Genomic DNA, 23,424 nt, shown 5'->3' with positions numbered 1-23,424 from the left:
GGAGCCGAACCCGCTACCGCGTCAGCGCCTCCCCCGGCCGGGGGAGCGCCTTGTCGCGTGGCTGTGCATGAGGTGGGGCGGCCTCTCCCGATGACGCCCTTCCACGCCGGCGTGGTGACCGCCCTCGTCACTCTCGCGCTCGATCAGGCCTCGAAGCTCGGCCTCTATTTCGGCACCGACCTCGTGATGACGGGGCCCTGGCGGGTCGCGCCCTTCGCCGATCTCGTCGTGGTGTGGAACCGGGGCATCTCCTACGGCCTGTTCCAGCAGGAGGGGGGAATCGGGCGCTGGCTGCTCGTGGCGCTCTCCCTCGTCGCGTCGGTCGGTCTCTCGGTCTGGATGCACCGGGCCGGCAGCCGACTTCTCGCGGTGGCCCTCGGCCTGATCGTCGGCGGCGCTCTCGGCAACGCCATCGACCGGGCGGCCTACGGCGCCGTGTTCGACTTCGTCCACCTCCATGCCGGGACATGGTCCTGGTACGTGTTCAACGTGGCCGATGCCGCCATCGTCGCGGGCGTCGTCGGTCTGATCCTCGACAGCCTGAGGCCGGTGGCCCGGCCGCCGGACTCCGCCGCGCCGGAGGGCGAGGGCCCGCGCCCATGACGGTGGGGCTCATGACGGTGGGGGCCATGACGGTGGGGATCCGTCGCGCGAGCGCCCACGGTGCCATACGATCGCCCGAAACCCGGCTCACGCCCGTCCGACAGGGTCCGGTAGACGACTCGACGAGAGGGTCGTTGTCCGGCTGACCGCCCCGACATCCGGGGAACGGGGCCGGCCCGAAGCCTGAAGGGGGGCGGCATGAGCGGGCGGTTCGGCTTCATTCGGAGTTCGATGACGGGACTGGCCCTCGGGGCCGGCCTGATCGCCGGGGGCGCAGCCCGGGCCGAGGGCGAGTTCATGCGCGACGCCCTGAGCAACATGGGCCTGATCGAGCCCGATCGCCCCGCCATCACCTACCGCGAGCGCGCGCCGCTGGCGATGCCGCCCAAGCTCGGCGGCAAGGACGACCTGACCGCCGGCCTTCCGGTGCCGCGCGCCCGTCAGGCCGACCCCGCCTGGCCCAAGGATCCGGAGACGCTCCAGCGCGAGCGCGCCGCGGCCGAGGCCCGCAAGCCGATCACCCGCGGCGCCCAGGGCCGCATGAACGACAACAACGAGACGCTGTCGATCTACGAGATGGACGCCGGGCGCCGGGCCGGCGCGGGCGCGGTCTCCGCACCGGCGGGCAGCCCCGGACAGGGCGACACCCGCGACTCGACCTGGCTCAACCCCTTCGAGATCTTCAAGGGCAAGACCGCGACGGCGGAGCCGTCCGTGGCCGAGCCCGACCGCGACACCCTCACCGACCCGCCCACCGGCTATCGCAAGGCGCCGGTCAAGGTCGCCAAGCCGCAGGGCATGCCCGTCGGCGGCCCGATCAGCGACAACGAGGAAGCCGATCCCCGCGCCTACCTGCGCAACCAGGGGCGCTGACCGGACGGGCCGGCGAACGTCCGCCGCGGGGATCGTTGTCCCTGTGCTGCGTCCCGAGACGGGGGCGGCGGGGCGCGTCGGATTCACCGCGTTCGGCCATCGGGGTGGCCGCGCGGACACGACGCGCGGTACGGTATTTGCCCCCGGCACGCATTCCCGCGACAATGCCGGGGATCGGGATGGACAGAGCGGACGGGCGGAAGTGCCCCCGCATAGGGACAGACAATGCACCTCTACCGGAAGGCCATCGCTCCTGTCGGACCGCGGCGCGGCCTCGCGCATGCCGGCCGCGTGGAGGCCGCCCCGTTCGGGCGCTCGGAGGCCGGCGGGCCGGAGGTCTCCGCCTTCGTGCTCGATAACGGGCTCGACGTGGTGGTGGTGCCCGACCACCGCGCCCCCGTCGCGACGCACATGATCTGGTACCGCAACGGCTCGGCCGATGATCCGATCGGCCAGTCCGGCATCGCCCACTTCCTCGAGCACCTGATGTTCAAGGGCACGGACAAGCATCCGGCCGGTGCCTTCTCCAAGGCCGTCTCCGGGCTGGGCGGCCAGGAGAACGCCTTCACGAGCTACGACTACACCGCCTATTTCCAGCGCGTCGCCCGCGACCATCTCGGCACGATGATGGGCTTCGAGGCCGACCGCATGGGTGGCCTCGTCCTCGACGACGCCGTGGTGGCGCCAGAGCGCGACGTGGTGCTGGAGGAGCGCCGCATGCGGGTCGAGACCGATCCCTCCGCCCAGCTCTCCGAGGCGATGTCGGCCTCGCTGTTCGTGCACCACCCCTACGGCATCCCGATCATCGGCTGGATGCACGAGATCGAGGAGCTGAACCGCGGCCACGCGATCGACTATTACCGGCGCTTCTACACCCCGGAGAACGCGATCCTCGTGGTCGCCGGCGACGTGACCCCCGACGAGGTGCGGCGCCTGGCCGAGGACACCTATGGCCGCGTGACCCCCCGGGGCACCCGGCCGGTGCGGGTGCGCCCGCGGGAGCCGGAGCCGCGGGCCATGCGCCGGATCGCGGTGGCCGATCCCAAGGTCGAGCAGCCGACCCTGCAGCGGCTCTACCTCACCCCCTCCTGCATGACCGCCCGCGACGGCGAGGGCCACGCCCTCGAACTGCTCGCCGAGGTGATCGGCGGTGGCGCGACCTCCTTCCTCTACCGCAAGCTCGTCCTGGAGCTCGGCGTCGCCGTGAATGCGGGCGCGTGGTACATGGGCTCGGCGATGGACGACACCCGCTTCGCGGTCTACGCGGTGCCGGCCGAGGGCGTCAGCCTGGAGGCCCTGGAGGAGCAGGTCGACCGCGTGCTCCGCCGCGCCGCCGAGGCCCTCGACCCGGAGGCGATCGAGCGCGCCAAGACCCGGCTCGTGGCCGAGACGATCTATTCCTCCGATTCCCAGAGCTCGCTCGCCCGCATCTACGGTTCGGCGCTGGCCATCGGCGAGACCGTCGAGGAGGTGCGCCGCTGGCCCACCGACATCGAAGCCGTGACCCGCGACCGGCTCGTGGCCGTGGCCGCCCGCTACCTCGTGCCTGCCCGCTCGGTGACCGGCTACCTGACCAAGGCCCGCGACCCGGAGATCGCGCTGGCCTGACGCTGCCGTCCGCCCTTTCTCGGCGTCCTGCGCGGCGCCTACGGTATTGATCCAAGGACGTTACGATGAACCTCGCCGAGACTGGCACCCGCACCGCGACCTCGCCGACCCAGGCGCTGCCGGTGCCGGCGGCCCCCGGCATCGAGGCCTGGCACGTCGCCTCGCCGGTGGTGCCGCTGATCGCGCTCTCCTTCACCTTCGAGGGCGGCGCCGCCCAGGATCCCGAGGGCAAGGCCGGCACCGCGCAGATGCTCGGGCGCCTGCTCGACGAGGGCGCGGGTGATCTCGATTCCGATGCTTTCCAGGAGGCGCTGGCCGCCCGCGCGATCGAGCTGAGCTTCCACACCGGCCCGGATTCCATCGGCGGGTCGCTCAAGACGCTGGTGAAGCACGCCGACGAGGCGATCCGCTTGCTGGCCCTCTCCCTGGCCGAGCCGCGCTTCGACCCGCCCGCCATCGAGCGGGTTCGGGCGCAGATGATCGCGAGCCTGCGCTACCAGCAGAACGATCCCGGCGTGCTGGCCTCCCGCCGCTACTTCCGCACGGCCTTCCCGGACCACGCCTATGGCCGGCCGTCGTCGGGCACGGTCGAGAGCGTCTCGGCCATCACCCGCGACGACCTCGTGGCGATGCACCGCGCCCTGATCGGCCGCGGAGGGCTCAAGGTCGCCGCCGTCGGCGCCTTCGACGCCGATACGATCACCGCCATGGTCGAGCGCGCCTTCGGCCGCCTGCCCGAGGCCGCGCCGCTCACGCCGTTGCCGGCCACCAGCATCCGCGAACTCGGCCAGCGGATCGTGGTCGACCTCGACGTGCCGCAATCCGTCATCCGCTTCGGCCTGCCGGGCATCGCGTGGCGCGATCCGGACTTCATCCCGGCCTATGTCCTCAACCACATCCTGGGGGGCGGGGCCTTCACCTCGCGCCTGTTCCAGGAGGTGCGCGAGAAGCGCGGGCTCGCCTACTCGGTCGGCACCTCGCTGACCTCGCACCGGGCGGTCGCCATGACCTGGGGCTACACCGCCACCAAGAACGAGCGCGTGGTCGAAGCCCTCGACGTGATCGGCGACGAGATCGGCCGACTCATCACCGAGGGACCCTCCGACGAGGAACTCCAGAAGGCCAAGGACTACCTCACCGGCTCCTACGCCCTCGGGTTCGACACCTCGACCAAGATCGCGGGCCAGCTCGTGCAGATCGCCTTCGAGGGACTGGGCATGGATTACATCGCCCGACGCAACGACCTCGTGGCGAGCGTCTCGCAGGACGACATCCGCCGCGCCGGCGCGCGCACGCTCGGCGACGGCCGGATGCTGGTGGTCGCCGCGGGCCGTCCGACCGGGATGTGACCCGGCACCGTCACGCATGAGAGAACCGGCCGGCACGCGGAGACGCGCTGCCGGCCTTCTCATCTTCGGCCGCCGCTCCGCGGGTCAGGAGAGCGTCGCCTCCCTGACGAGAGCGGGGCGTCCCTTGGGCTCCCACCCGAAATCCCTATCTGGAGCCTTCCCGGATCTTTTTTCCCGAGGCCCCGCGATGCAGCTCACCGGACTCCACCACGTCACGGCCGTCACGGCGCGCGCGGCCGACAACCTCGCCTTCTACACCCGCGTCCTCGGCCTCCGGCTCGTCAAGAAGACCGTCAACCAGGACGACGTCTCGGCCTACCACCTGTTCTACGCGGACGGGCGCGCCTCGCCGGGCTCGGACCTCACCTTCTTCGACTGGCCGGCCCCGCCGGAGCGCCGCGGCGGCAACAGCATCGTGCGCACCAGTTTCCGGGTCGCGGGGGAGGGGACCTTCGACTGGTGGCGCGCCCATCTCGCCCGCCAGGGCGTGCGCCATCATCCGGCCGTGGAGCGGGACGGGCGCCTGACCCTCGATTTCGAGGACGGGGAGGGCCAGCGCCTGAGCCTCGTCGACGATGGCGGCGCGGGCGAGGCCCATCCCTGGGAGGGCAGCCCCGTGCCGGCGGCGCACCAGATCCGCGGCCTCGGGCCGATCCGGCTCGCCGTGGCGCAGCCCGAACGCACCGAAGCCGTGCTGACCGAGGTCATGGGCTTTCGCCGCGCCCGGACCTTCGAACTGCCCGAGGGCGCGGTGACGGTGTTCGAGACCGGGCCGGGTGGTCCGGCCGCGGAGGTCCATCTCCTGCGGGATACGAGCGCCCCGGCCCGGCAGGGCGCGGGCGGCGTCCACCACGTCGCCTTCCGGGTGCCGGACGCCGATTACGAGGCCTGGGCCGACCGATTGAAGCAGCGCCGCATGCCCTCCAGCGGCCCGGTCGACCGCTACTACTTCCGCAGCCTCTACTTCCGCGAACCCAACGGCATCCTGTTCGAGATCGCCACCGACGGGCCGGGCTTCGCGACCGACGAACCGATGGAGCGCCTCGGCGAGGGCCTCGCCCTGCCGCCGTTCCTGGAGCCCCGCCGGGCCGAGATCGAGGCGGGGTTGAAGCCGTTGTAGGGCGGCGCTCCGATGCGGGGCGCAAGGGGCTGCCATGCATCGGATTCAAGAACAGTTCCAGACAAAGGCACATTTCAGGGGCTGTGGCGTCCCTGCGTCTTGACGCGGATGCTGCGCCTGCGAGAAGACCCCGCGCGAGACGCTTCCAGAATCGGGAACCCTGCGGCCGATGAGCAAGTACAACGAGGAGCGCGTCCTGTCCGTCCACCACTGGACCGACACGCTCTTCTCCTTTCGCACCACCCGTGATCCCGCCTTCCGCTTCCGCAACGGCGAGTTCACGATGATCGGCATCGAGGTCGAGGGCCGGCCGCTGTTGCGCGCCTACTCCGTCGTGTCGGCCAATTACGAGGAGGAGCTGGAGTTCTTCTCCATCAAGGTGCCCAACGGCCCGCTCACCAGCAAGCTCCAGCACCTCAAGGTCGGCGACCCGATCATGATCGGCAAGAAGCCGACCGGCACCCTGGTGCTCGACAACCTCCTGCCCGGCCGCCACCTCTACCTGCTCGGCACCGGCACCGGGCTCGCCCCGTTCCTGTCGATCATCAAGGACCCGGAGACCTATGACCGCTTCGAGAAGGTCGTGCTCGTCCATGGCTGCCGGCAGGTGCAGGAACTCGCCTATGGCGAGACCATCAACGAGACGCTGCCCAAGCACGAGTTCCTCGGCGAGATGATCGCGAACCAGCTGATCTACTACCCGACGGTCACCCGCGAGCCGTTCCGCAACCGCGGCCGGATCACCGACCTGATGACCTCGGGCAAGCTATTCGAGGATATCGGTCTGCCGGCGATGTCGATCGAGGCCGACCGCTTCATGCTGTGCGGCTCGCCGGAGATGATCAAGGACACCCGCGCGATGCTGACCGGCCTCGGCTACGAGGAAGGCAACCACGGCGAGGCGGCCCACTACGTGATCGAGAAGGCCTTCGTCGAGAAGTGATTCTTTTCGGGGAGAGGGCGGCGCGCCGCCCTCTCCATCGATCCCAACCATCCCCCTCATCCTGAGGGGCCGCGCAGCGGCCTCGAACGAGGGCTCCAGGGATCGCGCGCGAACCGGAGCCCTCTTTCGTGAGTCCGCTTCGCTGAGGCACCTCAGGATGAGGGTGCGGGTGGGATGCGCGTCATCCATCCGTGTCCCTTCGAGCCGCCATGCCGCTTCCGCCAGCCCTGTTCATTGCCGGCGCCGGCACCGAACTCGGAAAAACCTACGTCACCGCCGCCCTCGTCCGCCGCCTCCGCGCCGAGGGGCGTCCCGTCCGCGCCCTGAAGCCGCTGGCGAGCGGTGTGCCGCCGGTGGACGATCCCGCCTTCGCCGAGAGTGACACCGGCCGCCTGCTCGCCGCCCAGGGCCTCGCGCTCACGCCCGCGGCGGTCGCCGCCTGCTCGCCGTGGCGCTTCGCCGCTCCGCTCGCCCCGGACCTCGCCGCCGCTCGCGAGGGCCGTCACCTTGCCCTCGCCGACCTCGTCGGCTGGTGCCGCGCGCGCCTCGCCGAGGCGGCGGCCGGCGAGACGGTGGTGATCGAGGGCGTCGGCGGGCTGATGAGCCCCGTCACCGAGGCGGCGACCGGCCTCGACTGGCTGAAGGCCCTGGAGCTTCCGGCGCTCCTCGTCTCCGGCTCCTATCTCGGCGCGATCAGCCACGCGCTCACCGCACTCGAGACGCTGCGGGCCCACGCGGTCCCGCTGGCCGGACTCGTCGTGAGCGCGAGCGAGGGAGCGCCGACGCCGCCCGAAACCGTCGCGGCGGCGATCGCCCGGCACGGCCGGGTCGCCGTCTCCGTGGTGCCCCGGGGCGGGGACTTTCCCGATCTCGCCCGCGATCCCGGCTGAGGCGGCCGTCCGCCGCCCGGCTTGCCGGATGCGTCGCTGACGGTCACCGTGGCGGGCGCCGAACCCGCCGCGAAGAGGATTGTCTCGCCGACATGACGTGCCGTGTTTCCGCTCCGACCGCGTCCCTTCTGACCGCCGTTGCCGTTGCCCTCGGCTCTCCCGTGCCGCTGCGGGCCGAACCGGTGGCGGTTCGGGTCGCCTCCTCGGTCGAGGGCGTCGAGGTCGCGGCGCTCGCGAGCGTCCCCAAGGCGCCGCCGGAGATCGGGGAGACCGCCCTCTGCGCCCGCTTCATCGTAGCGCCGAAATCCCCCGCCGGCCGGCGCGTGACCGAGGCGGGCTGGGCGGTGACGGGCGAGGCCCGGCTCGGGCGCTTCCAGGCCGTCAGCTTCGCCGGCCGGTTCACGCAGGGGACCAGCGGCTCCTGCGAGATCGGGAACGGCAATGTCGGAATCTTCGAGGGCCAGAGCCTGCGGGCGGTCGCCTATGCCCGCAAGGGCGCGACCCGATCGATCGGCCGGCTGGTGCCCTTCGGCGACGGCCTGCGCCTGTGGGACGGCGGGTTCCTGCCTCAGCCTTTGGCCGATCTGCGCCTCGATGCCGTCGGCGGTGGGGTCAGCGTCGTCCCGCTGGCCCCGATCGAGGCCATCTGCGGCGGAAAGGGCCTCGTTCCGAACGTCTACGGCCAGCCGATCACCCGGGCCCGCGAATGGCTCCGGCAGGCCGGCTGGAGGCCGGTGACAGGGCCGGCTCCGGAGGATCCGCGCAGCCGCGAGGGCGATCTCGTGAGGATGGGCGTCGCGGAGGTCGAATCCTGCTCCGGCACCGGGTTCGGCTTCTGCGCCTACGGCTACGCGCGTGAAGGGGTCGCCCTCTCGGTCACGACCGTCGGCGACGGCGACGATCCCAGCGTGTCGGGTTACGTCGTGGACTGCCGGTCCTGACGTCGGCCCTCCGCGGCATGGGGAGGGCCGCCGGCCCTGGAGCGCTCGCCGCCGAAGGGGAGGCCGGCTCGGCTTGAGAGAGCGCGGCAAACCAAAGACTGAGCGCCGTGCTCAGGTTTCGACGTGATGGGCCTAGCGCCGTTCCTTCGGTCCCACCTTCGGCTCGCGGGATTCCTGGATCTCCTCGGCCTTCTCCTCGTCGGTGTCGCTGCTGCGCTTGATCGTGCCCTCGGGATTGGCGGTCAGTTCCTTGACGATGGCGACGAGCTCCTTGCACTCCTTCGGAAAGCCGTAGGATTCGAGCACGATCGCGGCGTCGCGCAGGGTCCGCAGATCGCGCACGACCTGCGCGTTCTTGGCCTCCTGCAGTTCCTTCTTGGCGGCGATGGCCGGTTCGAGCCCGTTCTCCTCGACGGCGCAGGCCGCGTGGGCCACCGGGGCGAAGGCGAGCAGGAAGAGGGCGCAGGCGAGGGAGCGGCGCATCGGTGGGCTCGTTGCTGGTGGGGGCGGGAGAATCAGCCGCGGTGGCGCAGCAGGTCGTTCGTCAGGGCCACGATCTGGGCCGTGCGATAGGGCTTGGGCACGAACACCGATTCGGCCACCGCCTCGGCGGAGGACAGGCCCTCGCGCCCGCCCGACGTATAGACCACCGGCAGACGCGGCAGGCTGCGGCGGGCCCGGTGGGCCAGCGCGATCCCGTTCGTGTTGCGGGCGAGATCGATATCGGTGAAGAGCAGGTCGACCCGCTCGCTCGACAGGATCGCCTCGGCCTCGTCGGCGTCGGCGGCGGTCAGCACCCGGTATCCCTCGTCCAGAAGGGCCTCGGCGGCCAGTTCGCAGACGAAGGCCTCGTCCTCGACCACGAGGATCGTGTCGGCGCTCGGCGCGAAGTGGAACGGGGGCAGGGCGGCGGGGGTGCACGCGAAGGGGATCATGGCAGAACTCCAACTCACCCGGGCTCGGACAACGGCCGAGCTTGCGGATCGCCGGACCAACGGGGCCGTGGAGGGCCGCGTTCACCGTGATTGCATCGATTTGCGCGCAATTGGTAACCGATTGGTTAACCTTGACGGGACGGTCGTGACCCCTTCGTGACGCGGCGCTGGCAGATCGGCTTCGGCGTGGTGCTGACCGCGCTCGCCGGTTTCGTCGACGCCCTGGGTTTCATCCGGCTCGGCGGCCTCTACACCTCGCTCATGAGCGGGAACACGACGCAGCTCGCCGTCTCCCTCGGCCACGGCGAACCCTGGGGCGCCGTGCTGCCCGCGCTCCTGATCCTCGCCTTCCTGGTCGGCGCGGTGAGCGGCGGGGCGCTCGCGGCGCTGACCCCGCCCCGCTGGGTCACCCCCGCGGTGCTGGCCTTCGAGACCGCCGCGGTCACGGCGGCGTTCGCCGCGGCGGTCGAGGGCACCCGGGTCGGGATCGCGGCCCTGTTCCTAGCCCTCGCCATGGGCGGGCAGAACGCGGTGCTGGCCCATGTGCAGGGGTTTCGCGCCGGCACCACCTTCATCACCGGCGCCCTGTTCTCGTTCGGGCAGAAGCTCGCCCTGGCGCTGGCGGGGCGCGGGCCGCGGTTCGGCTGGGTCGGCGACGGCGCCGTCTGGATCGCCCTGCTGACCGGGGCGGTTGCCGGAACCTACGCCCACGGGCATCTCGGCGTCGCGGCGCTGGCGATCCCGGCCTGCGTCGCCGGGGTTCTCTGTCTCGGTGCCTGCCTCGTGATCCTCTCGGGCCGGCCGGTGGCCGGCTCCCTCCGCTCGCTTGATTCAGGAAGGCCGTTCGGATGAGCGTCTCCGCTCCCTCCCTCACCGACCACATCGCGCCGGTCGAGGCCGGTGCCCACGTCACCGCCGCGCTCTGGCTCGGCGACACCCTCGCTCTCGCCCTGGGTGACGGGCGCGTGCTGCGCGTCTGCGACGGCGCTGTCGCCGCGACGGCGGCCCATCCCGACGGCGCGATCCTGGTCGCGGGCGGCGACGGGCGCCGCCTCGTCAGCGGGGGCGATGACGGGCGGGTCGCCGCCACCGACGCGGCCGGCACGGTCACCGAGCTGGCCGTCGCGAAGGGCGGCGCATGGGTCGATGCGCTGGCGCTCCACCCGGACGGCGCGCTCGCCTTCTCGACCGGCAGGAACGTGGTCGCCCGGGATGCCAAGGGCCGCGAGAAGACCTTCTCGGCGCCCTCCAGCGCCCGCGGGCTGGCCTTCGCGCCGAAGGGCTACCGGCTCGCGGTCGCCCACTACAACGGCGTCAGCCTCTGGTACCCGAACCTCGAGACGCCGGCCGAATTCATCGAGTGGAAGGGCTCGCATATCGACGTGGCGTGGTCGCCCGACGGGCGCTTCGTCGTCTCGACCATGCAGGAGAACGCCCTGCACGGCTGGCGCCTCCAGCCGGACCGGGGCCACATGCGCATGTCGGGCTATCCCGCCAAGGTGCGCTCGCTGTCGTGGTCGGCGGACGGGAAATGGCTCGCCACCAGCGGCGCGGAGGCCGCCATCGTCTGGCCGTTCGACACGAAGGAGGGCCCCACTGGCAAGGCGCCGCGGGAATGCGGCGTGCGCCCGGCCCGGGTCTCGCGGGTGGCCTTCCATCCGAAATCGCCGGTGCTCGCCATCGGCTACGAGGACGGCTGCATCCTGCTCGTGCGCTTCACCGATGCCAGCGAGCTGCTGGTGCGCCCGGCGGTGAAGGGCAGCACGGTCTCCGCCCTCGCCTGGGACGCGACCGGGGGCCGGCTCGGCTTCGGCTGCGCCGACGGGCAGGCCGGCGTCCTGACCCTGCCGGGTTGAGCCCGTGGCCCTGTTCGGACGCGGGGGCGAGCGGCCCGGGGCGGCTGCCCGGCGGCGGGTCGAGGCCTGGGTGCGGGCGGCGGGCGGTTATGGGCCCGGGACGGCCCTGACTGTCAGCGAGATCGTCTGCGCTGATCCGGCTTGTCCCGGCACCGAGACGGTGATCCTGATCATGGCCCCGGGGGCGCCGACCCGGGCCGTGAAGCTCGCCGGCGCCCTCGACGATCTGAGCGAGGCGGCGGTGCAGACGGCACTCGCCGGCTCTCCCCGGCCGGGCGAAACGCCCTAGAACCTGCAGGACACAGTCAGGGAGGTCGTCCGCCGTGTTCCGTGTCGTCCGCACGCTCGGCCTCGCCTTCGGCCTCCTCGCCGCCGTCCTGGCCGCCCAGGGGCCGGAATTCGCGCAGCAATACGGGCAGCGCCTCGGCGGGGCGCTGGACGAGCTGCGTCGCCAGATCGCCTCCCTCGACGCCGACGCCCAGGCCACCGGCCGCAGCCGGGATCAGGCCTTGGCGCAGCTGCGCAGCAATCCGGACGCCTTCGTGGCCCGGCGCGGCGAATCGGCCCGCGCCGACGTCGACCGGCTGAAGGATCTCGAGGCGCAGAAACAGGCCCTCGACGGGGCCGAGAGCCCGCTCGGCCGCCTTTTCGTCATCGCCCGTGGGCCGGACATGGACATCGCGCGGGCGGCCTATCGCGACTACCAGCCCGCGGTCCCGACCACGACCGACGGCTTCGTGGCGGGCCTGATCGGCTTCCTCGGGGCCTGGGCCGGCTGGCGCGTCGTCGCCGATTTCGGGCGCCACATGGCCCGGCGCGCCCGCCGCCGGCCGGCCGCGACGACGCCGGTCTGAGCCGCCCGCAGGTCGGGGGTGGAGCTTGAGTGTTGCACGGCACCTACAGCCCGTCCCGGCGGGCTGCACTAGGTAGGAACGACGCGCGACCGCGCGATGCGCCGGATCCGGTCCCCTTCACCCATGCCGCGTCTCCCGAGCACGACCGTGGACCCCGCCCTCGACGCGGCGGCTCTCCTGCGCCGCCTCGGCTTCTTCGGCCTGTTCGTGGCGCTGCCGGTCTGCGCCCAGGTGTCCCGCCGCGCCACCGTGGTCCTCGCGCCCATCGCCGTCGTGCTGCTCATCACCGCGAGCGCCATCGACCGGCGCCAGCGCGCCGTCGACACCTCCCTGCGGCGCCTGCTGACGGCCCCGGCCTTCCTCGCCGGGATGCTGGTGGTGTTCTGGTCCGCCCTCTCGCTCGCCTGGACCCCGTTTCCCGGGCCCGCCAGCGAGCGCTTCGGCAACCTGCTCTTCACCGTCGCGATGACGCTGCTCGCCTATCTCGCGCTGCCCGACCGGATGCGCTCGGCCAATCTCTACCTGCTGCCCCTCGGCGTCGGCGCGGCCTCGGTGGTCGCGATCCTGATCGCGCTGGCGGGCGACGTGATGTTCCGGGGCACGCCGAACGGCGACAGCGCCCTGGAGCGCGGCGCCATCGTGATCGCCCTGCTGGTCTGGCCCGCGGTGGCGTGGCTGCGCTCGCGCCGCCGCGACACCGAATCCCTGGTCCTGGCCGTGCTCGCCGCCGCCGCCCTGGTGACCGCCCCGGTCTCGACGCCGCTCTTCGCCCTCGCCATCGGCGCGCTCGCCTTCGCCCTGACGCATGCGCGGGTGTCCCTCGGGGTGCGGGTGACCGCGACGGTCGCCGCCGGGCTGCTCGTGTTCGCGCCGCTCCTGCCCTTCCTCGCCCGTCCGGTGGGCGTGGCCCTGCTCGGGCCGACGGCGCCGGGCGTGCTCGCCCTCAAGGCGTGGCAGAAGCTCGTGGCCCTGGAACCGCTGCGGCTCATCACCGGCCACGGTCTCGAGACCGCCCTGCGGGGCCGCGTGTTCGGCATCGTGCCTGCCAACGCGCCGACCACGATGCTGTTCGAACTCTGGTACGAGCTCGGCATCGTCGGCGCCTTCGCCATGGCCTTCGCCCTCTACCGCGCGATCCACCGGACCGGGCGTGATGCGACGGCGCTCGTGCCCTGCGCCATGGCGGCCTTCGCCACGGCCTTCGCGATCGGCGGCGTCGGCGTCGGGCTCACGGTGGTGTGGTGGCTGACGACGGTCGCGCTGACGATCCTCACCTTCGTCGCGGTGGAGCGCGGCCAGTTCCGCCACAGCCGCCCCAAGGTCGGGCGGATCCCGCGCCTGCCGGTCCGGGGCGGTCCTCAGGCCTGATCGCCGATCGCCGCTTCGTCGATCTCCTCGGCGGCGGCCTCGATCCCGGCCATGTCCTCGTCGGAAAGGCCGAAATGGTGGCCGATCTCGTGCACCAGCACGTGGGTGACGAGGTGGCCCAGCGTCTCGTCGTGCTCGGCCCAGTAATCGAGCAGCGGCCGGCGGTAGAGCCAGACGGCGTTCGGCATCTGGCCCGTGGCGACCTCGCCGGCCTGCGCGAGACCGACGCCGCGGAACAGGCCGAGCAGGTCGAACTCGCTCTGGCAGTCCATCTCGGTCAGCGTTTCCTCGTCGGGGAAGTCATCGACATGGATGCGCACGCCTGCGCAGAGCCGCCGGAACTCCTCCGGGAGCGCGGCGAAGGCCGCGTCGGCCAGGACCTCGATCTCGGCGAGGCTCGGGGCACGGGTCTCGGCCCAGCCGCTCACGGTGCCGCTCATCGGCAGGACGACTCCGAGACGGGGGAATCCGTGGCCGCGGGCAGCACGCAGCCGCGCAGGAAGCCGGCGAGATCGCTGGTGATGTGGTCGATATGCGGCTCCCGCACCGCCTCCTGCTCGAAGCGCTCGCGGAACGGATCGGGGGTCGGCGGCACCACGAGCACTGTCGCCATGCCGAGATCGTGCGGCACCACGAGGTTGCGGGCGATGTCCTCGAACAGGGCGGCGCGGCGGGGATCGACGCCGTGGCGCTCGAGGAAGCGCTCGTAGGTCGAGCGGTCCGGCTTCGGGACGAAATCCGCCGCGGCGATGTCGAACACGTCCTCGAAGTGGTTCAGGATGCCGAGCTTCTCCGCCACCGTCTCGGCGTGGCGGCGCGAGCCGTTGGTGAGGATCAGCTTGCGGCCCGGCAGCCGCTCGATCGCCGCGCCGAGGGCCTCGTCCAGGGCGATCGTCGAATGGTCGATGTCGTGGGCGAAGTCGAGGAAGTCGTGCGGGTCGATGCTCGATTCGACCATGAGCGCCTTCAGGGTCGTGCCGTAGCGGTGGTAGAAGTACTTCTGCAGCGAGCGCGCCGACAGGCCGTCGAGCCCGTAGAGACCCATCACGTAGAGGGTGATCCGCTCGTCCACCTGCGGCCAGACCCGCGCCTCGCTCGGATAGAGCGTGTTGTCGAGGTCGAACACCCAGGTGTCGACATGCCCGAACCCGCGGGCATCGGCGGTGGTGAAATGGGTTTCGGCGGGACAAAGCACGATCGAGGCGGCGCCTGCGCTCGGGGGAAGGGGACGGGATCGCCCCCTTCTTCATCTAGGGTTTCCGACCGGTTCGGGAACGAGGCGCCGCCGCGCTCCTGCGTCGCCGGGCCGGTGCGGCCCGACGGTCAGGTCCGCCGGATCAGCGTGCCGGCGCCGAAATCGGTGAACAGCTCCAGCAGTGCGGCATGCGCCACCTTGCCGTTGAGGATGACCACCGCCTCCACGCCCTGCTCGAGGGCGTAGATGCAGGTCTCGACCTTCGGGATCATGCCGGCCGTGATCGTGCCGTCGGCGATCAGGCGTCGGCACTCCTCCACGGTGAGTTCCGGGATCAGCTTCTTGTCCTTGTCGAGCACGCCCGGCACGTCGGTCAGCAGCAGGAGCCGCTTGGCGCGCAACGCCCCCGCGATCGCCCCGGCGAAGGTGTCGGCGTTGACGTTGTAGGTCTTGCCGTCCTGTCCGTAGGCCACGGGCGCGAGCACCGGGATCAGCTCGGCCTTGAGCACCGCGTCGAGCACCCCGCGCTCGACATGCTCGGGCTCGCCGACGAGGCCGAGATCGACCGCCTGCTCGGTGTTGTTGTCCGGATCCTTGATCGTGCGGAGCGCCCGCTTGGCGCGGACCATGTTCCCGTCCTTGCCGCACAGGCCGATCGCCCGGCCGCCCTCGGCGGCGATCCAGCCGACGATCTGTTTGTTGATCGAGCCGGCCAGCACCATCTCGACCACCTCGACGGTGGCCTCGTCGGTGACGCGAAGCCCGCCCTTGAACTCGGATTCGATGCCGAGGCGCGCCAGCATCCGGCCGATCTGCGGGCCGCCGCCATGCACGACGATCGGCTTCACGCCGGATTGCTCCAGGAGCACGATGTCCTCGGCAAAATCCTCCGCCGCCGCCGGGTCGCCCATGGCGTGGCCGCCGTACTTGATGACGACGATCTCCTGGTCGTAGCGCTGCATATGGGGCAGCGCCTGGGTCAGGATCTCGGCGCGCACGTGCACGTTCGGCAGCGGATCGGTCATCGAATGCTCGTTCGCCTCGTTGGGTCGGATTCGCGAGGGCTTCTAGCGCAGCCCGCCCGCGACGCGAAGCGGCCGGTTTCGGCCCCTTCGCGATGCGCCGGTGACGGCGGTTTCGAGTGCGGTACGAGCCGAATGTAACAGCTGATTAACCTTAACCTTCGAAGATTCCCCTCGACCAACGGGGGCGACTCACCATGCTCAACGCCGATCTTCCGGAACCACGTCCGAGCCTGACCCATCCGGGCCTGATCGCCCGCGTGGTCGAGCGTCTCGGCCAGGGCGCCGAATCTTCCGCGGAGGTGTGGCGCAAGCTCACCGAGTCCTATGCGGTCGATCTCGACGCGGTGGCGGCACTCCTGCCCTGCGCCGAGCCCGAGCCGCTCTGGCTGACGGTCCGCAGCGGCACCAGCGGGCGCTGAGACGGCGTCAGCCGATCACGGTCAAGGCGTCGCCGGTCCGCACGACGCCCCCGGCCAGCACCTCGGCGTAGACGCCGCAATCGCTGTGGCCGAGATGTTTCGACAGCGCCGGCGGGATCGAGAGATCGCGGATGCCGGTCTGCGGATCGACGTTGACCGCCGCGCAGCGCACTGTGCGCCGGGCGAGCTTCAGGCGCACCCCGCCGGGCGTCTCCATCACCGTTCCGAGCAGGTCGTTCTCCGCCCAAGCCTCCAGCCCGTCGAGATAGAGGTTGGCGCGAAAGCGCAGGGGATCGACGGGCGCACCGACCAGATCCTCGATCGCCGCCACGCTCGCCCGGTTGACGAGCGAGACGTAGCCGTCGCGGGCATCCGTGAAGCGGTAGCCGGGCGGCGAGGCCAGCACCCGCGGCGCGCCGCGCAGCGCCTGCGGCACAAACCCCCTCATGAAGTCGGCGACCGCGTCCCGGCCTTCCGGCCTGCTCAGATCGGCCGAGACGGCCTCCCGGCCGTTCTCCTCGATGATGAGGCAATGCGTGGCCGGATCGAAGCGGGTGCGCAGCCGCGCCAGCGCCTCGTTGCGCATCAGCATCAGGTAGGCGACCTTGGGCAGGTGGCGCGGCGCCACCTCGTTGAAGCCCGACGGGCCGTTCTCGATGGCGTAGAGCCGGTCGCCGGGAAAGTAGCCGCTCGTCTCAAGGTCGGCGCTCTCCAACGCTTCCGGCGAGAGGCCTTTGACGGGGTAGCGGTAGAGGGCGGCGATGCGGAGGGCGGGGGCAGCGGTCATGGCCCCTGGCTAGCTCCGCCGTGAGCGGTCGGCAAGCATGCGCGCCGGGTGGCCTTCCCGGTTTCCGGGCCCCTTGTGTTACGAAAAGGCAACACCCAATTCACCCCTGCCGGCGGCTGCCAACGAGCGCCGGTGCTCCGGCGGGGTCACCCCGCGGGGCGACGCATCGGACGTCTCGTGCCGCCCTGGGCGGGCGAAGGGGTCGATTCGGGGAAGGACACACGACGCATGAACTTCGAAAAATACACCGAGCGCGCCCGCGGCTTCGTCCAGGCGGCGCAGAACCTGGCCGTCCGCGAGGGCCATCCGCAGCTCGCGCCGGGCCATCTCCTCAAGGTGCTGCTCGACGATCCCGAGGGTCTCTGCGCCGGCCTCATCGACCGGGCCGGCGGCCAGTCCCGGGTCGCGCATGCCCAGATCGAGACGTGGCTCGCCAAGCAGCCGAAGGTCTCGGGCAATGCCGCCCAGCCCCAGGCGACGCGCGACCTCGTGCGCCTGTTCGACACCGCCGAGAAGGCCGCCGAGAAGGCGGGCGATTCCTACGTCACCGTCGAGCGGCTGCTCCTCGCCTTCGCGGTCGAGAAGGATTCGGAGGCCGGCCGCATCCTCGCGGCCGCGGGCGTCACCGCGGCCTCGCTCAACGGCGCGATCAACGCGCTGCGCAAGGGCCGCACCGCCGACAACGCCTCCGCCGAGAACGCCTACGACGCGCTCAAGAAATACGCCCGCGACCTCACCGAGGCCGCCCGCGAGGGCAAGCTCGATCCGGTGATCGGTCGCGACGAGGAGATCCGCCGCACCATCCAGGTCCTCTCGCGGCGCACCAAGAACAATCCCGTGCTGATCGGTGAGCCCGGCGTCGGCAAGACCGCCATCGTCGAGGGGCTGGCGCTGCGCATCGTCAACGGCGACGTGCCGGAATCCCTCAAGGAGAAGAGCCTGCTCGCCCTCGACATGGGCGCGCTGATCGCTGGCGCGAAGTATCGCGGCGAGTTCGAGGAACGGCTGAAGGGCGTGCTGTCCGAGGTCACCGCGGCGGCTGGCGGCATCATCCTGTTCATCGACGAGATGCACACCCTCGTCGGCGCGGGCAAGGCGGACGGGGCGATGGACGCCTCGAACCTGCTCAAGCCCGCTCTGGCCCGCGGCGAACTGCATTGCGTCGGCGCGACGACGCTCGACGAGTACCGCAAGCATGTCGAGAAGGACGCGGCGCTGGCCCGGCGCTTCCAGCCCGTCTTCGTGTCCGAACCGACCGTCGAGGACACGGTCTCGATCCTGCGCGGCATCAAGGAGAAGTACGAGCAGCATCACGGCGTGCGCATCCAGGATGCGGCTCTGGTGGCGGCGGCGACCCTGTCGAACCGCTACATCACCGACCGCTTTCTGCCGGACAAGGCCATCGACCTGATGGACGAGGCCGGCTCGCGTCTGCGCATGCAGGTCGATTCGAAGCCCGAAGAGCTCGACAACATCGATCGCGAGATCGTGCGCCTGAAGATCGAGGGCGAGGCCCTGAAGAAGGAGAGCGATTCGGCCTCCCGCGACCGGCTGGTGCGGCTCGAGCGGGAGCTGGCCGATCTGGAGGAGCAATCCGCCTCGATCACCGCCCGCTGGAAGGCCGAGAAGGACAAGCTGGGCGCGGCCGCCGAGCTGAAGAAGAAGCTCGACGAGGCCCGCAACGACCTCGCCGCGGCCCAGCGTCAGGGCCAGTACCAGCGCGCGGGCGAACTCGCCTACGGCGTGATTCCGGGCCTGGAGAAGCGGCTCGCCGAGATCGAGGCCGCGGCGGAGGGGGCGGTGGCCCGCGACGGCATGGTCGAGGAGGCGGTGACGCCGGCCCATATCGCGGGCGTCGTCTCGCGCTGGACCGGCGTGCCCGTCGACAAGATGCTGGAGGGCGAGCGCGAGAAGCTGCTCGCGATGGAGGAGGCGCTCGCCCGGCGCGTCGTCGGCCAGCGCGAGGCGGTCGAGGCGGTCTCGACCGCGGTGCGGCGCGCCCGGGCCGGCCTGCAGGACCCGAACCGGCCGATCGGCTCGTTCATGTTCCTCGGGCCAACCGGCGTCGGCAAGACCGAGCTGACCAAGGCGCTCGCCGGCTTCCTGTTCGACGACGACACGGCGTTGGTGCGCATCGACATGTCCGAGTACATGGAGAAGCACGCGGTCGCCCGCCTGATCGGCGCGCCTCCGGGCTATGTCGGCTACGAGGAGGGCGGGGCGCTGACCGAGGCCGTGCGGCGCAGGCCCTATCAGGTCGTGCTGTTCGACGAGGTGGAGAAGGCGCATCCGGACGTGTTCAACGTCCTCCTGCAGGTGCTCGATGACGGGCGCCTGACGGACGGGCAGGGCCGCACCGTCGACTTCCGCAACACGCTCCTGATCATGACCTCGAATCTCGGGGCCGAGTATCTGGTCAACCAGCCGGCGGGCCAGGACACCGACGCGGTCCGGGACGAGGTGATGGGCGTGGTTCGGAGCCACTTCCGGCCCGAATTCCTGAACCGGGTCGACGAGATCATCCTGTTCCACCGGCTCGCGCGCTCGGAGATGGGGGCGATCGTCGACATCCAGCTCGGGCGCCTCGCCCGGCTCCTCGAGGATCGCAAGATCACCCTCGACGTGGACGAGGAGGCCCGCACCTGGCTCGCCGACAAGGGCTACGACCCGGCCTACGGGGCGCGGCCGCTGAAGCGGGTGATCCAGAAGAACGTGCAGGATCCGCTGGCCGAGGCCCTGCTCTCAGGCCTGATCCACGACGGCGCGTTGGTGCCGGTGCGCGTCGGCCCGGCCGGCCTGATGATCGGCGACGTCGCCGCCGAGCGCCGGCCGGCGGGCGTGCTGCTGAACTGATCCGATCACGCTCCGGCCCGGTGGGGACCTCCCGCCGGGCCGGGCCCTCGATGGCCGCCGTTCCGGCGCGCGACCGATCCCGGGTCGCGGCGCCGGAACGGCGCGTCAGCGCACGGTGATGTGGAAACGACCGCGATAGACGACGCCGTAGGGACCGACGACTTCGAGCGCGACATCGTCCTCGCCGACGAAGCCCGGATCGGAGGTGTAGACGATCCGCTGGCTGGGCAGCTTCCGCACATTGCAGACCGAGCGCGGATCGGCGGCCGGGTAGACCGGATAATCCTGGCCCTTCTCGATCGTCACGCGTCCGTACCGCGGGCTCCGGAGCAATCCGAGACTGGCCGGGCCCATCGACTTGCAGTCCGGCGAGAGGAACAGCAGCGGAAAGATCGGCTGCGCCGTCCCCGACGGGACGATCCGCTCATAGGTCCGCAGCGGCCCTGCGCCGCTCACAGCAGGGAGGGCGCAGCACAGGAAGGCCGCACCGACCAGGGACAAACCGCGCATCGTTCGAACTCTCCGTCATCCGCCGCTCGGGCGTGATGTCAGAGTTGCATACACGTAGAGGTATCGAAAAATGTCAAAAGATGGATTCCATTCAGGCCGCGGTGATCACATTTTCGTGATCGATCGTCGTCTCGTTGCGCGGGGGCTCGGGTGGTTTCCGACGCGGCGACGCTGAGGTTGACGGCGGTCGCCGCGTCTCACCCGGCTCTGCGTCTCGCTCGGCCCCTCGTCTCCACCCGGCTCCTGGCGAATCGCCCGATCACCCTCGACGTGGACGCGGCGGCCCGCCCCGTCACCCGCGACGGCGTCTCAGCGCACGACGATGTGGAATTCCCGCCGCAGCGGGGCACCGAAAGAATCGATGAGCTCGACCGAGAACTTGTCCTCGCCCACATAGCCGGGCGCGGAGGTGTAGGTCAGAACCTGACTGGGAAACTTGCGGGTATTGCAGCGGAAGCGCGGATTGTCCGGGCCGAAATTGGTGAAATCCATCCCGTCGACGATGGTGACGCGCCCGTTTTGGGGAGTCTCGACGAGACTGATCGGCACCTTACCCATCGGCTTGCAGGTCGGGTCGACCCCGATGACCGGGAACAGCGGTTGCGCGAGACCTGAGCGTGCCACACGCTCAAGCACCGGAAGCGGCCCGGCTTCGGACGCGATCGACGCGAAGGCGGACAGGAGAGCGGCGCCTGAGACGAGGAAACTGCGCATCACGATCGTCCTTGCTGAGGAAGCCAAGCGGGCCGCGCCCTACCGGATGGAGATGGGGAACCGGGCGCGAGCCGGTCTGCCGAAGGAATCCGCGGCCTCGACGACGAACGTGTCCTCCCCTGTGTCACCGCGCATGGGCATAGGGAAGATATTCGTCGCCATCGCCGATCCGATCGGGGCAGGGACACCTCATACATCCAGAGGTTTTATCGCCAAGCTCCGACGGCGGGTTTAATCCATCTTATGTTATCACGATTTCGTGATGCAAGCGGCCGGCCGCGATCCGGTGTTCCGCCCTGTCGGGTCGAGAGTCGGACCGAACCGCATCTTGCGCTGCAACAAAATCCCGCCGAAAACAGAGGCATGACCGCCGAAACGCTCACCTACGCCATCGGCGACATCCACGGCTGCGCCGACCTGCTCGACCGGCTCTTGGACCGCATCGATGCCCACGCGGCGGGGCGCGCGAAGAAACTCGTGTTCCTCGGCGACTACATCGACCGCGGGCCCGACAGCGCGCGGGTGATCGAGACGCTCCGAAAACTGCAATGGCGCGAGCCGGACGAGGTGGTTTGCCTGATGGGCAATCACGAGGCGATGCTGCTCAAGACCCTGCAAGAGCCTGGCGCGCTCGAACACTGGCTCGTCAATGGCGGCACGGCGACGCTGACCTCCTTCGACATCACCGGCCCGGAAGAGATCCCCGGCGACGTGCTCGATTGGGTCGAGACCCTGCCGACCCTCCATTCCGACCCGCTGCGCTGGTATGTCCATGCCGGATTCCGGCCGGACGCCGAGACCCCCGATCCCGACCGGGAGGTGCATCTCTGGATTCGCGAGCCGTTCCTGTCGGCGGACCACGATTTCGGCCGTCACGTCGTCCACGGCCATACCCCGCAGACCCGCGGCGGGCCGGAGCTGAAGCGCTTCCGGACCAATCTCGACACCGGCGCGGTCTACGGCAACGCGCTGACCGCCGGCGTCTTCTCAGACCGGCAGGGGCAGCCCACGGAAATCTTGAGCGTTCCGGCGGCCTGACGCCCCGGCGGTCTTGAGGCCGATCCCGCTTCCGCCCCATACCTTGGCCGGCGGCGCCCGGTGAGCGCCGCAGCACGCGGACGGGACCCCATGACGCCGGACAGCCGACGCACCGAGGATCGCGGGCTCGCCCGCCTTGCCCTTCGATTCACCGACTGGGCGGAGAAGTGGTTCCCCGACGCCTTCGTGTTCGTGGCGATCGCCGTGGTGATCGTGGCGGGCGCCGCGCTTCTCAACGGCGCGCCGGTCCCGGCGGTGACGAAGAGCTTCGGCGACGGCTTCTGGAGCCTGATCCCCTTCACCATGCAGATGGTTTTCGTGACGATCGGCGGCTACGTGGTGGCGACCTCCGCCCCCGTCCAGGCGCTTATCGAGCGGATGGCGCTGGTGCCCAAGACCGGCCGCAGCGCCATCGGCTACGTGGCGCTCGCCACCATGCTGTCCTCGCTCCTGAGCTGGGGCCTCAGCCTGATCTTCGGCGGCCTGCTGGCCCGGGCGCTCGCCCGCCGCACCGACCTCAAGATGGATTACCGCGCCGCGGGGGCCGCCGCCTATCTGGGCCTCGGCGCCACCTGGGCGATGGGCCTGTCCTCCTCGGCCGCGCAGCTCCAGGCGAACCCGAAGAGCCTGCCGCCGGGCCTGTTGCAGATCACCGGCGTGATCCCCTTCAGCGAGACGATCTTCCTCTGGCAGTCGGTCCTCATCACCGTGATCCTCGTGGCGATCTCGACGGTGATCGCGGTGGCCTCGGCGCCGGGCCCCGACACGGCGGTGACGGCGCAGGCGCTCGGCATTGACGTCACGAAGGAGGAGCAGGCGGTGGCGCCGCCCAAGCAGCCCGGCGAGTGGTTGGAGCACGCCCCCGTGCTCACGGTGCTGATCGGCCTGCTCGCCGCCGGATGGCTGATCCAGGAATTCCAGCGTCAGGACTGGATGGTCGCGATCTCCAGCCTCAACACCTACAACTTCCTGTTCCTGATGACCGGCTTCGTGCTGCACTGGCGGCCCAAGCGCTTCCTCGTGGCGCTCGGCAAGGCGGTGCCGGCCACTGCCGGCATCCTGATCCAGTTTCCGTTCTACGCAGCGATCGCGGCGATCCTGACTGGCGCCAAGAACGCCGCCGGCCACAGCCTCTCGGACGTCATCGCCCACGCCTTCGTGGCACTGAACACGCAAGGCAGCTTCCCGCTCGCCATGGGCGTCTACTCGGCGCTGCTCGGCTTCTTCATCCCCTCGGGCGGCGGCAAATGGCTGTTGGAGGCGCCCTATGTGATGCAGGCGGCGAACGAATTGAAGGTGCATCTCGGCTGGGCCGTGCAGGTCTACAACGCGGCGGAAGCGCTGCCGAACCTCATCAACCCGTTCTTCATGCTGCCCCTGCTCGGCATCCTCGGCCTGAAGGCCCGCGACATCGTCGGCTTCAGCTTCCTGCAGCTGATCGTCCACCTGCCGCTGGTGCTGTTCCTGCTCTGGGCGCTCGCCTTCACGCTGGAATATCACCCGCCGGTCATTCCGAGCTAACGTCCTTTCCGCCGAATTGGGC

General features: G+C 70.7%; 25 protein-coding genes. 17 read left to right on the top strand and 8 right to left on the bottom strand.

Annotated elements, in window-relative coordinates:
* The first annotated feature begins 90 nt into the window (after positions 1-90).
* The 8 genes from lspA (at position 91) to LW587_RS14335 (ending at position 8,327) form a co-directional block, all read left to right on the top strand.
* Positions 91-603, top strand: coding sequence for a signal peptidase II (gene lspA / locus LW587_RS14370; protein WP_232630275.1), 513 nt, complete (start codon positions 91-93; stop codon positions 601-603).
* 231 nt (positions 604-834) lie between these two features.
* Positions 835-1,476, top strand: a complete 642-nt coding sequence (locus tag LW587_RS14365) for a hypothetical protein (protein WP_442919150.1) — start codon at positions 835-837, stop codon at positions 1,474-1,476.
* A 225-nt stretch (positions 1,477-1,701) separates the two neighbouring features.
* On the top strand, positions 1,702-3,084 hold the full coding sequence (locus LW587_RS14360; protein ID WP_232630273.1) for a M16 family metallopeptidase: 1,383 nt from the start codon (positions 1,702-1,704) through the stop codon (positions 3,082-3,084).
* A gap of 65 nt (positions 3,085-3,149) precedes the next feature.
* Positions 3,150-4,433, top strand: a complete 1,284-nt coding sequence (locus LW587_RS14355; RefSeq protein ID WP_232630272.1) for a M16 family metallopeptidase — start codon at positions 3,150-3,152, stop codon at positions 4,431-4,433.
* Positions 4,434-4,620: 187 nt separating this feature from the next.
* Positions 4,621-5,553, top strand: coding sequence for a ring-cleaving dioxygenase (locus LW587_RS14350; RefSeq protein ID WP_232630271.1), 933 nt, complete (start codon positions 4,621-4,623; stop codon positions 5,551-5,553).
* Between the two features lie 169 nt (positions 5,554-5,722).
* A complete protein-coding gene (locus LW587_RS14345) occupies positions 5,723-6,496 on the top strand; it encodes a ferredoxin--NADP reductase (RefSeq protein WP_232630270.1) in 774 nt (257 codons plus the stop codon).
* A 209-nt stretch (positions 6,497-6,705) separates the two neighbouring features.
* Positions 6,706-7,386 (top strand): dethiobiotin synthase, encoded by a 681-nt coding sequence (gene bioD / locus LW587_RS14340; protein ID WP_232630269.1) that lies wholly within the window; start codon positions 6,706-6,708, stop codon positions 7,384-7,386.
* A gap of 92 nt (positions 7,387-7,478) precedes the next feature.
* Positions 7,479-8,327, top strand: a complete 849-nt coding sequence (locus LW587_RS14335; RefSeq protein ID WP_232630268.1) for a hypothetical protein — start codon at positions 7,479-7,481, stop codon at positions 8,325-8,327.
* A gap of 132 nt (positions 8,328-8,459) precedes the next feature.
* Here the strand turns inward: LW587_RS14335 and LW587_RS14330 are convergent, their stop codons facing one another.
* On the bottom strand, positions 8,460-8,810 hold the full coding sequence (locus tag LW587_RS14330) for a photosystem reaction center subunit H (RefSeq protein ID WP_232630267.1): 351 nt from the start codon (positions 8,808-8,810) through the stop codon (positions 8,460-8,462).
* 32 nt (positions 8,811-8,842) lie between these two features.
* Complete coding sequence (locus LW587_RS14325; RefSeq protein ID WP_232630266.1) at positions 8,843-9,262, bottom strand: response regulator; 420 nt, start codon at positions 9,260-9,262, stop codon at positions 8,843-8,845.
* Between the two features lie 156 nt (positions 9,263-9,418).
* Between LW587_RS14325 and LW587_RS14320 the strand changes: the two genes are divergently transcribed.
* The 5 genes from LW587_RS14320 (at position 9,419) to LW587_RS14300 (ending at position 13,340) form a co-directional block, all read left to right on the top strand.
* Positions 9,419-10,114 carry a YoaK family protein gene (locus tag LW587_RS14320; protein ID WP_232630265.1) on the top strand — a complete coding sequence of 232 codons (696 nt, stop codon included), beginning with the start codon at positions 9,419-9,421 and terminating at the stop codon, positions 10,112-10,114.
* Entirely contained in the window at positions 10,111-11,118 is a 1,008-nt protein-coding gene (locus tag LW587_RS14315) for a WD40 repeat domain-containing protein (RefSeq protein WP_232630264.1), read from the top strand. The genes LW587_RS14320 and LW587_RS14315 overlap by 4 nt, the downstream gene beginning before the upstream one ends.
* Positions 11,119-11,122: 4 nt before the next feature.
* Complete coding sequence (locus tag LW587_RS14310; protein WP_232630263.1) at positions 11,123-11,407, top strand: hypothetical protein; 285 nt, start codon at positions 11,123-11,125, stop codon at positions 11,405-11,407.
* Between the two features lie 34 nt (positions 11,408-11,441).
* Entirely contained in the window at positions 11,442-11,972 is a 531-nt protein-coding gene (locus tag LW587_RS14305) for a DUF2937 family protein (protein ID WP_232630262.1), read from the top strand.
* Between the two features lie 123 nt (positions 11,973-12,095).
* Positions 12,096-13,340: a peptide ABC transporter permease gene (locus LW587_RS14300; protein WP_232630261.1), complete on the top strand. Its 1,245-nt coding sequence runs from the start codon at positions 12,096-12,098 to the stop codon at positions 13,338-13,340.
* Here LW587_RS14300 and LW587_RS14295 read toward each other — a convergent pair.
* The 3 genes from LW587_RS14295 to argB all read right to left on the bottom strand — a co-directional run bounded on the left by LW587_RS14295 (position 13,331) and on the right by argB (position 15,560).
* A complete protein-coding gene (locus LW587_RS14295) occupies positions 13,331-13,780 on the bottom strand; it encodes a metallopeptidase family protein (protein WP_232630260.1) in 450 nt (149 codons plus the stop codon). The genes LW587_RS14300 and LW587_RS14295 overlap by 10 nt on opposite strands.
* A complete protein-coding gene (locus tag LW587_RS14290) occupies positions 13,777-14,535 on the bottom strand; it encodes a pyrimidine 5'-nucleotidase (RefSeq protein WP_232630259.1) in 759 nt (252 codons plus the stop codon). Before LW587_RS14290 ends, LW587_RS14295 begins: the two co-directional genes overlap by 4 nt.
* Positions 14,536-14,663: 128 nt before the next feature.
* Positions 14,664-15,560 (bottom strand): acetylglutamate kinase, encoded by an 897-nt coding sequence (argB, locus tag LW587_RS14285; RefSeq protein ID WP_232630258.1) that lies wholly within the window; start codon positions 15,558-15,560, stop codon positions 14,664-14,666.
* A gap of 194 nt (positions 15,561-15,754) precedes the next feature.
* On the opposite strand from argB, the gene LW587_RS14280 reads away from it, so the two are divergent.
* The gene (locus LW587_RS14280; protein ID WP_232630257.1) at positions 15,755-15,979 is read left to right on the top strand and encodes a hypothetical protein; all 225 of its coding nucleotides are present in this window, start codon (positions 15,755-15,757) and stop codon (positions 15,977-15,979) included.
* A 7-nt stretch (positions 15,980-15,986) separates the two neighbouring features.
* Here the strand turns inward: LW587_RS14280 and LW587_RS14275 are convergent, their stop codons facing one another.
* Positions 15,987-16,766 (bottom strand): MOSC domain-containing protein, encoded by a 780-nt coding sequence (locus LW587_RS14275; protein WP_232630256.1) that lies wholly within the window; start codon positions 16,764-16,766, stop codon positions 15,987-15,989.
* 228 nt (positions 16,767-16,994) lie between these two features.
* Here LW587_RS14275 and clpB point away from each other — a divergent pair, with 228 nt between their 5' ends.
* The gene (gene clpB, locus LW587_RS14270; RefSeq protein WP_232630255.1) at positions 16,995-19,619 is read left to right on the top strand and encodes an ATP-dependent chaperone ClpB; all 2,625 of its coding nucleotides are present in this window, start codon (positions 16,995-16,997) and stop codon (positions 19,617-19,619) included.
* A gap of 105 nt (positions 19,620-19,724) precedes the next feature.
* On the opposite strand, the gene LW587_RS14265 is transcribed toward clpB, so the two are convergent.
* A complete protein-coding gene (locus LW587_RS14265) occupies positions 19,725-20,129 on the bottom strand; it encodes a hypothetical protein (protein ID WP_232630254.1) in 405 nt (134 codons plus the stop codon).
* 309 nt (positions 20,130-20,438) lie between these two features.
* Positions 20,439-20,843: a hypothetical protein gene (locus LW587_RS14260; RefSeq protein ID WP_232630253.1), complete on the bottom strand. Its 405-nt coding sequence runs from the start codon at positions 20,841-20,843 to the stop codon at positions 20,439-20,441.
* 363 nt (positions 20,844-21,206) lie between these two features.
* Here LW587_RS14260 and LW587_RS14255 point away from each other — a divergent pair, with 363 nt between their 5' ends.
* Complete coding sequence (locus LW587_RS14255; protein ID WP_232630252.1) at positions 21,207-21,881, top strand: metallophosphoesterase family protein; 675 nt, start codon at positions 21,207-21,209, stop codon at positions 21,879-21,881.
* A gap of 90 nt (positions 21,882-21,971) precedes the next feature.
* A complete protein-coding gene (locus LW587_RS14250) occupies positions 21,972-23,402 on the top strand; it encodes a short-chain fatty acid transporter (RefSeq protein ID WP_232630251.1) in 1,431 nt (476 codons plus the stop codon).
* The last annotated feature ends 22 nt before the right edge of the window (positions 23,403-23,424 follow it).

Origin of the sequence: Methylobacterium sp. Leaf118, assembly GCF_920984675.1 — a bacterium.
In the GTDB taxonomy this organism is placed as follows: domain Bacteria; phylum Pseudomonadota; class Alphaproteobacteria; order Rhizobiales; family Beijerinckiaceae; genus Methylobacterium.
The sequence above is the reverse complement of the archived record's forward strand: the minus strand, read 5'-3'. Positions and strand labels throughout refer to the sequence as shown.